This is a genomic window from Chromobacterium sp. CCUG 76385 (assembly GCF_059916625.1).
Window position 1 is genome coordinate 30975 of the sequence record NZ_JAUCGU010000018.1, and the last position, 12533, is coordinate 43507.

Here is a 12533-nt window from a genome sequence, read left to right on the forward strand (position 1 = left end):
CGGCCATGATCTGGAGCTTTATCGTGGCGACGGCCTTGATCACCCTGCTGCCGGGGCCATCGCTGCTAGTGATTGTGGCCGCGGCCTTGCGCGAGGGCTGGCGCGCCGGCGCGGCGGCGTCCTTGGGTGTGGTGACGGCGGACGCCATCCTGCTGCTGGCGGCGTTGAGCGGCCTGGGCGCGTTGGCGCAGGCGTCGCCGCTTATCTTGCTTGGCCTGAAGTGGTTGGGCGCAGGCTATCTGTTGTGGCTGGGCGTGGGGCAGTTGCGAACGTCGCCATCAGGACAAGAGGCGGTGGCGCAAGCTCCCGGCGGGGTGTTCCGGCGCGGGCTGATGGCGACGCTGCCCAACCCTAAAATCATCGGTTTTTTGATCGTTTACTTCCCGCAGTTCATCCAGCCCGGGCAGGACGCGGCGCGACAGATGTTGTTGCTGGGGCCGCTGTTCCTGCTGACCGTGCTGGCGGTGTTCCTGCTGTGCGTCGCCGCCGCCTGTCTGCTGAGCGGCAGGCTGGTGGGCAAGGGGCAGTCATGGCCGGCGCGGTTATGCGGCTGTTGCCTGATAGGCTGCGGCCTGTACTCTGCGTTTGGGTAAGGATCAGGCCGGCGCGGCTTCCAGCCAGCGCCACAGTTCGGGCGCGGTGAAGTCGTCAATAATCGCATCGGCGCCGGCGGCCAACAGTTGCTCGGCCGGCAGGGCGTCGCCAATGGCGAAGGTGTGCAGGCCTGCCGCGCGGGCGGCGCGGATGCCGGAGGGAGAGTCTTCAAAGGCGCAAGCGCGTTCCGCTACTCCGCCGATGCGGGCGAGGCCGGTTAGGTAGGGGAGCGGGTCTGGCTTGGCGGCGGGCAGCTCCTCGCCTATGACCAGGGCGTGGACACGGGCGGCCAGGCCCAGCTTTTCCAGCATCAGTTCGGCGTTGGCGCGTGGGGCGTTGGTGACGACGGCGATGGGGAAGCCGCGCGCGGCCGCCCAATCGAACAGCTGCGTGACGCCTGGCGTGGCTTGCATGCGGGTTACAGAGGAGCGGAACAAGGCTTCCTTGTGATCGGCCATGGCGCGGTGCGCGTCTTCGTCCCGCTCCGGAAACAGCGCGCGCATGATGCTGGCGTTGGAGCCGCCCACGATGTGGCGCTGGTACAGTTCGGGCGTCAGCGTCTTGCCGTTTTCTTCCAGCAGTCGGGCAAAGGCCTGATAGTGCAGCGGGTCGCTATTGGCCAGGGTGCCGTCCAGGTCGAACAGCAGGGCGAAGTCGGCGGATTTCATCGCATTCCTTCTTGGATATTTTCTGAGCGCAGGGCCGTCATGTTAGGGGCTGTTGACGTTTGGTGAGTGGATCGCGTTTGAGCCGATTTGGGCCGGAAGCAAGGCGCGCAGTCCGACGCATAGTCATTCTATGCAAGGGCTGGGCAACGCGGCTTCCGGCCCAAAGCGGCCAAACCCGCAGGGCCGGGCGCCTTTCGCGCCGACTCTTCGTTGTTTCGCGCTGGCAGAGAATGACTATGCGGCGCGCGAAACGCCTCGATTCGTCGCAAAACGCATCCCGGCGCGACCGCTCTCCAAACGTCAACAACCCCTAGGCAGTGGGCGGCCATGCAGCAAGCCGAGCCGTCAACAAAAACGCCACCGCGAGGGTGGCGTTTGTCTTAGCGCGGGCGACGGGCTCAGGCTGCGTCGTCCACCCAGCGGATGGCCTGGCTGGGCACAACCTTGCTTTCCACCTTGATCTGCAAGGCGAGGCCGCCGCAGGAGGTTTCGCGGTACTTGGCGTCCATATCCTTGCCGGTTTCGTACATGGCGGCGATGACCTTGTCCAGCGACACCTTGGGGCTGCTGACGCGGTGCATGGCCATGCGCGCGGCGTTGATCGCCTTGACCGCGGCGATGGCGTTGCGCTCGATGCACGGAATCTGCACCTGGCCGCCCACCGGGTCGCAGGTCAGGCCCAGGTTGTGCTCCATGGCGATTTCCGCCGCCATGCACACCTGGGACGGGCTGCCGCCCATCAGTTCGGTCAGGCCGGCCGCGGCCATGGAACAGGCCACGCCCACTTCACCCTGGCAGCCGACTTCGGCGCCGGAGATGGACGCGTTCAGCTTGAACAGGCAGCCGATGGCGCCGGAGGACAGGAAGAAGCGCAGGCAGCTGTCGTCGTCCAGCGGCTGGATGAAGTGGTTGTAGTAGGCCAGCACCGCCGGCACGATGCCGCAGGCGCCGTTGGTCGGGGCGGTGACTACACGGCCGCCGGCGGCGTTTTCTTCCGACATGGCCATGGCGTACATATTGACCCAGTCCATCACGCTCATCGGGTCTTTGGCCACGGTGAGCGAGCTGGTCAGCATGCGGTGCAGGGCCGGGGCGCGGCGCGGGATGCGCATCGGGCCGGGCAGGTTGCCTTCGGTGCGCATGCCGCGCTCGATGCTGCCCTTCATGACTTCCCACACGCGGCGGAAGTGCGCCTCGGTGTCCTTGACGTCGTGGAAGGCTTTCTCGTTTTCCAGCACCAGGGCGGCGATGGACAGGCCGGTTTCCTCGCACATGTCCATCAGTTGCTGGGCGGTGACGAAGTGGTACGGCACCGGGGTGTCGCTGCAGCTGGATTGGTCGAAGTGCTCCTCATCCACGATGAAGCCGCCGCCGATCGAGTAATAGGTCTTGGTCAGCACTTTTTCGTCGCCGACGAAGGCGTGGATCTGCATGCCGTTTTCGTGCAGCGGCAGGTTGGCGGTATGGAAGTCCATGCCGAGGATCACGCGTTGGTGGGTGCGGCCCAGCGTCAGCTGGCCGGTTTGCTCCACGTCGGCGATCAGGCTGGCGGAGTTGTCCGGGTCCACGGTGTCCGGCAGGTTGCCGGCCAGGCCCAGGATGATGGCCTGGTCCGTGCAGTGGCCCTTGCCGGTGAGGGCCAGCGAGCCGTAGCAGTCCACATGGATGCGGGTGACTTGGTTGAATCTGCCGGTTTCCTTGAGCGCGCCCAGGAACTGGTGACCGGCCTTCATCGGGCCGACGGTGTGGGAACTGGAGGGACCAACGCCGATTTTGTAGATATCACTCATGCTGAACATGATGCTACCTCTTTGAAGCTAGTACGGAGAGGAGAGCAGGCCGCTGGGCGGCCTGCCTGGTTACGATCAGACGAACAGATCGTAGAAGATGGCGGAGATGGCGATCAGGCCGATCAGTACCACGAAGATGTTGCTGGCGGCGTCGGAGTACTTCTTCATCGCCGGTACCTTGTGGATGGCGTACATCGGCATCAGGAACAGCAGCATCGCGATGACCGGGCCGCCCAGGGTTTCAATCATGCCCAGGATGGACGGGTTGATGGTGGCGATGATCCAGCAGGTCACGATCATGAAGATGGCGGTGTAGCGGTCCAGCTTCGAGGTTTCGATGGTCTTGCCGCTCTGGCGCAGTTGCTTGACCACCAGGCCGTTGAAGCCTTCCTTGGCGCCCAGGTAGTGGCCCAGGAAGGACTTGCTGATGGCAACCATGGCGATGATCGGGGCAACCCATTCCATCACCGGGTTCTGGAAGTGGTTGGCCAGGTAGGACAGGATGGAGATGTTCTGGGCCTTGGCGGCGGCCAGATCGGCCGGGCTCAGGCTGAATACGCAGCTGAACACGAAGAACATCACGGTCAGCACCATCATGGTGTGGGCGCGGATCAGCACGCGGCTGGAGGCCGGCTCGGCTTCGTCGCCGTGCAGCTTGCGCTGGTCGACGGAGAAGGAAGAGATGATGGGCGAGTGGTTGAACGAGAACACCATCACCGGGATGGCCAGCCACAGCGTTTTGTAGAAGGCGCCGCTGGATACGGCGTCGCCCAGGCTGCCGGCGTGGCGGATGGCGGTGTCGCTCCATTGCGGGATCAGGTACAGGGCCAGCAGCATCAGCACCACCACAAACGGGTAGACCAGGATGCTCATCGCCTTGACGATCATCTGGCCGCCCAGGCGGACGATGGACATCAGGCCCAGGATCAGCGCCAGCGAGAACACGGCGCGGGTGGCGATGCCGGTGCCCACGTCGATGTGCAGCTGGTTATTGAGGAAGGACAGCACCGTGTTGGTGATGGCCACGCTGTACATCAGCAGAATCGGGTAGATGGCGAAGAAGTACAGCAAGGTGATGATCTTGCCGGCGCCTACGCCGAAGTGTTCTTCCACCACTTCCGTGATGTCGGCGCCTTCCTTGCTGCCAGACAGTACGAAGCGGGTCAGGCCGCGGTGGGCGAAGAAGGTCAGCGGCAGGGCCAGGATGGCCATCAGCATCAGGGGCCACAGGCCGCCGATGCCGGCGTTGATGGGAAGGAACAGGACGCCGGCGCCGATGGCGGTGCCATAGAGGCCGAGCATCCAGGTGGTGTCGTGCTTGGTCCAGCCGGACGAACCGGAGCGGGAGGCGGTTGAGGCGATTGCTTGTGACATGATGAGGTGCCTTTTCAAACGATATTTCGCAAATTCCGGGTTTCCATCCTCCGCCGCCGGCGTTGTCGGCTTGTGGCGGGGGGCGGATCGAACTGTTGCCGACGGGGTTCTCTGTATGTCGTTGTTTGTGAACCGCGTCTTGCTTAATTGCTGCCCATCGTAAGGGCATTTGTAGTTAGCAAGGTACACATTTAAGAACATCAGTTGATTCTAATCAAGATAATTTTGTCACCAAATGAACAAATGAACATGCCTGAGGGATGGCTGGTTTTCTAAATTCTAAATGACAATATTTTTTTATTGGTTTTATATCCTTTAAATTCATTTTTTGTGGAATTAAATTTCACTAAATTTTCTATTTTATAAAATGATTGCGCATGGGTAATTTTGCCATGGTCATTTTTTATCCTTGCCACAAGTTTGAAATTTGAGTGATTGCTCTGTGCAATTTATTGCGTAATTTTACCTTTCTTGGGTCTGTCATTGCCTGCTGACGCAAAGATGCCGGGAGCCGGGCGATGGGGTTCGTTTCCGTGCTTGGATTGTGCAAGTCTTTGATGAGAATGGATTTATTGGCATGGTCTGCCGGGTGGAATAGCATGGGCTTGCGCCTGAATTGTTCGAATTTTGATTGTTCGATTGTGATGATTGCGGCGTCAATGCGCACGATATGCGAGCGTGAAATTGCTTAATTATTTTCGAATGTGAAAATAAAGTTACAAAAATGAACAACTTTTCTTTCGTATTCTATGAAATGACAAGGGCGCGTCTCTTGGCCCAGTGATAGCGAAATGCCGGCGCTACAACAGGCATGGCTGATGCGAGGCAGGCCGGCGGGGACGGTTTGTCTGCATTGCGCTGGCGAGCTGCTGCAACATTTCTCTGGTGTTTTGTGCCGGTATTCGCACAAATGTGGAAGGATTGTGCTGCAGTCTGGCCGTGTGGGGGTGGCTTGGGCGGTGGTACGCTATGGATTGATCGGTATCAAACACGAATTTACTAAAACGAACATAAAATTTTCGCAAAGTCGCATCGGATGCGAATCGCCTCCGGCCGCATCGCGCGACGCCGCCTTACCCACATTCTTAATAGAGACGTTACATCATGAGCCACTCTTCAACTCTCGCCTACGTGGTCGACGAGGCCGCCAGCAAGCAGCAGGTGCTGCTGTCCGAACCGGGCCGCTATCTGCTCAGCGCGGCCATGGCCGGCGCGCTGATCGCCGTTGTGCTGGCCGTCAGCCTGAAGCTAGGCCAGGTCTTCTTCGCCAGCGGCGCCCCCGGTTATTACATCGCCACTTCTGGTTTCTTTGGCGTGGCGCTGGTCAGCATCATCGTGTGCAAGGTGGAATTGTTCACCAGCAATGTGATGTACTTCACCGTCGGCCGGCTTAGCGGCCGCTGCCGCACCTGCAATATGTTGCGCAGCTGGACGATGGTGTATCTGGGCAATCTGCTGGGCGTGCTGTTGTTCGTCGCCGTGCTGGCCGGCGCCGGCGGCATGGGCGTATTGCCTGCCGATCACCTGCTGTTCAACGTGGTGGAGCATAAGGTGCACGCCTCGAGCATGGAGATCTTCTGGAAGGGCGTGCTGTGCAACTGGGTGATCTGCCTGGCGGTATGGGTGCCGATGCGCCTGAGCAATGAAGCGGCGCGGCTGTTGATCATCATGCTGCTGGTGTTCGTGTTCTTCTTCTCCGGTTTCGAGCACAGCATCGCCAACATGGCTTTCTTCGCGCTGGCCAAGCTGCAGGGCATGGCGGGGCTGGAGTGGGCGGATATCGCGCATAATCTGGTGCCGGCTACGTTGGGCAATATCGTTGGCGGCGCGTTTGGCGTCGGTCTGGTGGTGTACTTGCTGGAACGCCACACGCTGAAAGCGGTCTGAACATTGAGACAGGCTGTTGGCCTGTAAACGGCATGTGAATGTTCGTTTTCGAATGTAGTCGGCGCAGTACACCCTGTATTGCGCCGACTTTGCTATAAATCACTGATAAATCAATGATGTTGAAGGCAGTTGGCATGCTGCGCTGCAGGATCGAAATCGCGCCTCAAGCGGGGCGCTACTTGATCAAGATCAAACGAAATTTTCGATTCCGAATGTACCATGTGTTCAATATCTAACACGTTACCGGACCAAGCCAAGTAAGGAGGCCCCAGATGGACGCCATCACTCAAAATGCAGCTCAAGCCAACCCGTGGCGCGATTTCGTCGCTGGCGAGTGGCAGAGCAAGGTCGATGTACGCAACTTCATCCAGCTGAACTACAAGCCGTACGAAGGCGACGACAGCTTCCTGGCTGGCGCCACCGAGCGCACCAAGAAGCTGTGGGATACCCTGGGTGTGCTGCTGAAAGAAGAACGCGCCAAGGGCGTGCTGGATGTTTCGGCCGACCGCGCCTCTTCCATTACCGCTCACGACGCGGGCTACATCGATCAAGCCAATGAAGTGATCGTCGGCCTGCAAACCGATGCTCCGCTGAAGCGCGCCATCATGCCGAACGGCGGCCTGCGCATGGTCGAAAACGGCCTGGAAGCCTTCGGCTTCAAGCTGGATCCGGTGATCAAGGAAATCTGGGAAAAGTATCGCAAGAGCCACAACCAGGGCGTGTTCGATGTCTACACCCCGGAAATCATGGCTTGCCGCAAGTCCGGCGTGATCACCGGCCTGCCGGATGCCTACGGCCGCGGCCGCATCATCGGCGACTATCGCCGCGTGGCCCTGTACGGCACCGACTTCCTGCGCAAGGAACGCCAGCAGCTGTTCGCCGAACTGAATGACGTGACCTTCACCGACGAAGTGATGCGTCAACGCGAAGAACTGTCCGAACAGTTCCGCGCCCTGGACGAACTGCGCCAGATGGCCGCCAAGTACGGCTACGACATCAGCCGCCCGGCCGCCACCGCCCGCGAAGCCATCCAGTGGGTTTACTTCGCCTACCTGGCCGCGGTTAAGGAGCAGAACGGCGCCGCCATGTCCTTCGGCCGCGTGTCCACCTTCCTGGACGTGTACATCGAGCGCGATATCGCCGCCGGCGTGCTGACCGAAGAGCAAGCTCAGGAAATGATCGACGATCTGGTCATCAAGCTGCGCATCGTCCGCTTCCTGCGCACGCCGGAATACGATCAACTGTTCTCCGGCGACCCGACCTGGGTGACCGAATCCATCGGCGGCATGGGCGAAGACGGCCGCACCCTGGTGACCAAGAACAGCTTCCGCTTCCTGAACACCCTGTACAACCTGGGCCCGGCGCCGGAACCGAACCTGACCGTGCTGTGGTCTACCCGCTTCCCGCAAGGCTTCAAGAACTTCTGCGCCAAGGTGTCCATCGATACCAGCGCGATCCAGTACGAAAACGACGACCTGATGCTGCCGTACTGGGGCGACGACTACGGCATCGCCTGCTGCGTGTCGGCGATGAAGATCGGCAAGCAGATGCAGTTCTTCGGCGCCCGCGCCAACCTGGCCAAGGCCATGCTGTACGCGATCAACGGCGGCCGCGACGAGAAGTCCGGCGCGGTGGTGGCCCACGGCTTTGAGCCGATCACCGGCGACGTGCTGACTTACGAAGAACTGATGCCGAAGTTCGAGAAGATGATGGACTGGCTGGCCGCCACCTACGTCAAGGCGCTGAACTGCATCCACTACATGCACGACAAGTACGCCTACGAACGCATCGAAATGGCGCTGCACGACCGCGACATCGTCCGCACCATGGCTTGCGGCATCGCCGGCCTGTCCGTGGCCGCCGACTCGCTGTCCGCCGTCAAGTTCGCCAAGGTTCACATCATCCGCAATGAAGAAGGCCTGGCTGTCGACTACAAGATCGAAGGCGAATACCCGGCATTCGGCAACAACGACGACCGCGTGGACGAGATCGCGGTGTGGCTGACCCAGTCCTTCATGGACAAGATCAAGGCCCAGCCGTACTTCTACCGCGACTCCAAGCCGACTCAGTCGGTGCTGACCATCACCTCCAACGTGGTGTACGGCAAGAAGACCGGCAACACCCCGGACGGCCGCCGCGCCGGCGAACCGTTCTCCCCGGGCGCCAACCCGATGAACGGCCGCGATGTGAAGGGCTTTGTGGCGGCAGGCGCCTCGGTGGCCAAGCTGCCGTACGACTCCGCGCTGGACGGCATCAGCTGGACCGCTTCGGCCACGCCGGACGCGCTGGGCCACACCGCTGAAGAGCGCATCGTGAACCTGGCCAACTGCCTGGACGGTTTCTGCTCGGCTCACCCGACCGAGTTCAGCAGCGCCAACTGCACCCCGTTCGATTGCGACGGCGAGCGCAACATCGCCGGCGGCGGTTTCCACGTGAACGTGAACGTGTTCAAGCGCGAAACCCTGCTGGACGCCATGGAGCATCCGGAGCTGTACCCGCAGCTGACCATCCGGGTGTCCGGTTATGCGGTGAACTTCGTCAAGCTGACGCGCGAGCAACAGCTGGACGTGATCAACCGCACCTTCCACGGCAAGATGTAAGCTGAAAAGAAGGTAGGGCGGGCAGGCCGCAGGGCTTGCCCGCGCGGAAACACCATCGCATCAATGGCGGGGCGGTCCGGAAGGAAAGCCCCGCTTTTTCACAAGATTCACCGGAGAAACGGCATGACCCCACCTATTGCCGCAGACCACAGCGAAGCATCCGTCAAGACCGAAACCATAGGCTATCTGCACTCCACCGAGAGCGGCGCCGGCGTGGACGGCCCCGGCATGCGCTTCGTGTTTTTCGTTTCGGGCTGTCAGTTCCGCTGCCTGTACTGTCACAACCCGGATACCTGGAAGCTGCACAACGGCCGCCAGGTGACCGTGGAGCAGGCGCTGTCCGAAGTGGCCACCTACGCGCGCTTTTTGAAGTTCGCCGGCGGCGTCACCATTTCCGGCGGCGAGCCGCTGATGCAGCACGAGTTCGTCGGCGAGCTGTTCCATCAGATCAAGCAACGCTACGGCCTGCACACCGCGCTGGATACCCAGGGCTTCCTGCACGAGCGGGTGTCGGATGAATGGTTCGACGATGTAGACCTGGTGATGCTGGACATCAAGCATTCCGACCCCGACAAATACCTGGCGCTTACCGGCCAGCCCTTGCAGCCGACGCTGGACTTCGCCCAGCGCCTGAAGCGGCTCGGCAAGAAAATGTGGATACGCTACGTGCTGGTGCCGGGCCTCACCGACGGCGACGCCGACATCGAGCGGCTGGCCGATTATGTGGCCGGACTGGGCGATCTGGTGGAGCGGGTGGAAGTACTGCCCTTCCATCAATTGGGCAAGGACAAGTGGGCGCAGCTGGGCATGGAATACCAGCTGAACGATACCCCGATTCCCACCGCGGCGCAGGCCGCCCACGCGCGCGCGCTGTTCGCCAGCCGCGGGCTGAAAGTCACCTGATTTTTTCATCGCGTCATTCTCCCTGACCGCCGCCGGCATCGAATGCCGGCGTTTTTTTTGCGTCCGGCCGGCACCTTTGCCGCGCGCGGAGGGTCAGTCAAACTGGATAAGCAAAGGAGAAAGTCATGCAAGGGATTCTGGAAATCTGCGCCGGCTCATTGGCATCCTGTCTGGCTGCGCAGCAGGGCGGCGCGCAGCGGGTCGAACTGTGCGACAACCTCTTGGAAGGCGGCACCACGCCGTCCTACGGCATGGTGGCCCTGGCCCGGGATAGCCTGGGCATAGACCTCAATGTCTTGATCCGCCCGCGCGGCGGCGATTTTCTGTACACGGCGCTGGAGTTCGAAACCATGGCCCGCGACATCGAGATGTGCCGCAAGCTGGGCGTAAACGGCGTGGTGCTGGGCATGTTGACGGCCGATGGCGACATCGACGGGCCGGGCACGCGCGAGCTGGTCGGCCTGGCCGGGACGATGAGCGTGACCTTTCACCGCGCCTTCGACATGGCGCGCGATCCAATCAGCGCGCTGGAAGAGGTGATCGCCGCCGGCTGCGCGCGGCTGCTCAGCTCCGGCCAGGCCGCCACGGCGCTGGACGGCGCAGACCTGCTGGCCCTGTTGCGCCAGCAGGCCGGAGAGCGGCTGATCGTGATGCCGGGCGCCGGGGTGCGCGCCGCCAACGTCGCCGAACTGGCGCGCCGCACCGGCTGCCGCGAATTCCACGCCTCGGCGCGCGCCGAGGTGGCCAGCGGCATGCGCTACCGCCAGCCGGGCTTGAGCATGGGCGCGCCGGGCACGGACGAATACCTGCGCCAGGAAACGGCCGTGGATGAGGTGAAGGCCTTGCGCGCGGCGCTGGACGGCGCGACGCGTTAATAAGGCATTGGCTGCCCGCACACGCCGCGGCAGCGGCTGCGTTTTGCTTGGGCAGGGATAGGCGCGCCGCCGTCAAATTATGAAAATAATTTGTCTTGGTGTGGAAATTGATGGCATAAGCATGTTGTCGGCAATTTGAATCGTGGAGAAATCGCATGCGCCCGGAAGTCTTGACTCGTCTGCTCACTGTCGGCTGTCTGCTGCTGTGCGGCCTGCCGGCTTCTGCCGGCCAGGGCGCGGTGGCGTCGCCGGATCGCTACGGCGCCGAGGTGGCGGCGCATGTGCTGAAGGCAGGCGGCAACGCGGTGGATGCGGCGGTGGCCACCGCCTTCGCCCTGGCCGTCACCTATCCGGAAGCCGGCAATATCGGCGGCGGCGGCTTCATGACCCTCTACCAGGACGGCAAGCCTTATTTCCTCGACTATCGCGAAACGGCGCCCAAGGCGGCCAGCCGCGACATGTACCTGGACGCGGACGGCAAGGTGCGGCCGCAGATGAGTTTGGTCGGCGCCCGCGCCGCCGGCGTGCCGGGCACGGTGATGGGGCTGTGGCAGGCGCATCAGCGTTTTGGCAAGCTCAAATGGAGCCAGCTGGTCGAGCCGGCCATCCGTTACGCCGAGCGCGGCTTCACCGTGGCCGACCGCCAGTTCCAGTACCGCGGCGAGGCGGTGCAACTGTTTGCCGGCAAGACCAATTTCGCGCAGTACTTCGGCAAGATGAAGGCGGGCGAGACCTTCCGCCAGCCGGAGCTGGCGGCCACCTTGAAGCGCATCGCCCGCTACGGCGCGGCCGATTTCTATCAGGGCCAGACCGCCAAGTTGCTGGTGGCGCAGATGCGGCGCGATCACGGCCTGATCTCGGCCGAGGATCTGCAGGACTACCGCGCGCGCTGGCGCGAGCCGATACGGATAGACTGGCGCGGCAATGTCATCTATACCGCGCCGCCGCCCAGTTCCGGCGGCGTGGCCCTGGCGCAGCTCTTGGGCATCAAGGAGAACCGCGCGGCGGACTTCGCCGGCGTCGCGCTGAACTCCGCCCGCTACATCCATCTGCTGGCCGAGATCGAAAAGCGCGTGTTCGCCGACCGCGCCGACTACCTCGGCGATCCGGACTTCGTGGCCGCGCCGACGGCCGCGCTGATCGATGCGGGCTACTTGAAGCGCCGCGCGGCCGAGATCAATCCGCGAGCGATCTCCGCCACGCCGGACATCCAGCCGGGGCTGGAGCCGCGCCAGACCACGCATTTCTCCATCGTGGACCGCTGGGGCAATGCGGTGGCCAACACCTACACGCTGAATTTCGATTTCGGCAGCGGCATGGTGGTGAAGGGCGCCGGCTTCCTGCTCAACGACGAGATGGACGATTTCAGCGCCAAGCCCGGCGTGGCCAACGCCTTCGGCGTGGTGGGCAAGGACGCCAACGCCATCGCGCCCGGCAAGCGCATGCTGTCGTCGATGACGCCCACCATCGTCACCCGCGACGGCAAGGTGACGCTGGTGATCGGCACGCCGGGCGGTTCGCGCATCTTCACTTCCCTCTTCCAGGTGCTGAACAATCTGTACGATTTCGACATGCCGCTGCAGCTGGCGGTGGCGGCGCAGCGCGTGCATCACCAGTTGCTGCCCAAGGACACCATCTATTACGACGAGTACGCGCCCTTGTCCGGCCCGGTGGCGGACCAGCTGCGCGCGCTGGGTTACACGCTGCAGGACCAGGGCTGGCGCATGGGCGACATCCAGGCGGTGCGGGTGGACGGCGCGGTGACGGAAACCGCCTCCGACCCGCGCGGCCGCGGCATGGGCATCGTCGTCGGCGATTGATGCGGCGGCCCCTGTTTTTTTG

9 protein-coding genes are annotated in these 12533 nt (G+C 62.4%); 6 read left to right on the forward strand and 3 right to left on the reverse strand.

Annotated features, from left to right (window positions below; all coding sequences use genetic code 11):
• The first annotated feature begins 5 nt into the window (after positions 1-5).
• A complete protein-coding gene (locus QUG01_RS12630; RefSeq protein ID WP_500830455.1) occupies positions 6-593 on the forward strand; it encodes a LysE family translocator in 588 nt (195 codons plus the stop codon).
• Positions 594-596: 3 nt separating this feature from the next.
• Here the strand turns inward: QUG01_RS12630 and QUG01_RS12635 are convergent, their stop codons facing one another.
• The 3 genes from QUG01_RS12635 to QUG01_RS12645 all read right to left on the reverse strand — a co-directional run bounded on the left by QUG01_RS12635 (position 597) and on the right by QUG01_RS12645 (position 4426).
• Complete coding sequence (locus QUG01_RS12635; protein WP_500830456.1) at positions 597-1262, reverse strand: HAD family hydrolase; 666 nt, start codon at positions 1260-1262, stop codon at positions 597-599.
• Positions 1263-1660: 398 nt separating this feature from the next.
• A complete protein-coding gene (locus QUG01_RS12640; protein ID WP_500830457.1) occupies positions 1661-3061 on the reverse strand; it encodes an L-serine ammonia-lyase in 1401 nt (466 codons plus the stop codon).
• Between the two features lie 66 nt (positions 3062-3127).
• Positions 3128-4426, reverse strand: coding sequence for a serine/threonine transporter (locus QUG01_RS12645; protein ID WP_500830458.1), 1299 nt, complete (start codon positions 4424-4426; stop codon positions 3128-3130).
• Positions 4427-5530: 1104 nt separating this feature from the next.
• Between QUG01_RS12645 and QUG01_RS12650 the strand changes: the two genes are divergently transcribed.
• The 5 genes from QUG01_RS12650 (at position 5531) to ggt (ending at position 12511) form a co-directional block, all read left to right on the forward strand.
• Entirely contained in the window at positions 5531-6313 is a 783-nt protein-coding gene (locus QUG01_RS12650) for a formate transporter FocA (RefSeq protein ID WP_084201626.1), read from the forward strand.
• A 272-nt stretch (positions 6314-6585) separates the two neighbouring features.
• Positions 6586-8913, forward strand: coding sequence for a formate C-acetyltransferase (gene pflB, locus QUG01_RS12655; RefSeq protein WP_500830459.1), 2328 nt, complete (start codon positions 6586-6588; stop codon positions 8911-8913).
• Positions 8914-9036: 123 nt separating this feature from the next.
• Positions 9037-9816 (forward strand): pyruvate formate-lyase-activating protein, encoded by a 780-nt coding sequence (pflA, locus tag QUG01_RS12660; protein WP_500830460.1) that lies wholly within the window; start codon positions 9037-9039, stop codon positions 9814-9816.
• A 125-nt stretch (positions 9817-9941) separates the two neighbouring features.
• On the forward strand, positions 9942-10691 hold the full coding sequence (locus QUG01_RS12665) for a copper homeostasis protein CutC (protein WP_500830461.1): 750 nt from the start codon (positions 9942-9944) through the stop codon (positions 10689-10691).
• A gap of 155 nt (positions 10692-10846) precedes the next feature.
• Positions 10847-12511: a gamma-glutamyltransferase gene (ggt, locus tag QUG01_RS12670; protein ID WP_500830462.1), complete on the forward strand. Its 1665-nt coding sequence runs from the start codon at positions 10847-10849 to the stop codon at positions 12509-12511.
• Positions 12512-12533: the final 22 nt, after the last annotated feature.

Excerpts from the sequence above, each read along its gene's own strand:
- QUG01_RS12650 (WP_084201626.1), top strand. The coding sequence starts at position 5,531 with ATGAGCCACTCTTCAACTCTCGCCTACGTGGTCGACGAGGCCGCCAGC.
- QUG01_RS12630 (WP_500830455.1), top strand. The coding sequence starts at position 6 with ATGATCTGGAGCTTTATCGTGGCGACGGCCTTGATCACCCTGCTGCCG.
- pflA (WP_500830460.1), top strand. The coding sequence starts at position 9,037 with ATGACCCCACCTATTGCCGCAGACCACAGCGAAGCATCCGTCAAGACC.
- ggt (WP_500830462.1), top strand. The coding sequence starts at position 10,847 with ATGCGCCCGGAAGTCTTGACTCGTCTGCTCACTGTCGGCTGTCTGCTG.
- pflB (WP_500830459.1), top strand. The coding sequence starts at position 6,586 with ATGGACGCCATCACTCAAAATGCAGCTCAAGCCAACCCGTGGCGCGAT.
- QUG01_RS12635 (WP_500830456.1), bottom strand. The coding sequence starts at position 1,262 with ATGAAATCCGCCGACTTCGCCCTGCTGTTCGACCTGGACGGCACCCTG.
- QUG01_RS12645 (WP_500830458.1), bottom strand. The coding sequence starts at position 4,426 with ATGTCACAAGCAATCGCCTCAACCGCCTCCCGCTCCGGTTCGTCCGGC.
- QUG01_RS12640 (WP_500830457.1), bottom strand. The coding sequence starts at position 3,061 with ATGTTCAGCATGAGTGATATCTACAAAATCGGCGTTGGTCCCTCCAGT.
- QUG01_RS12665 (WP_500830461.1), top strand. The coding sequence starts at position 9,942 with ATGCAAGGGATTCTGGAAATCTGCGCCGGCTCATTGGCATCCTGTCTG.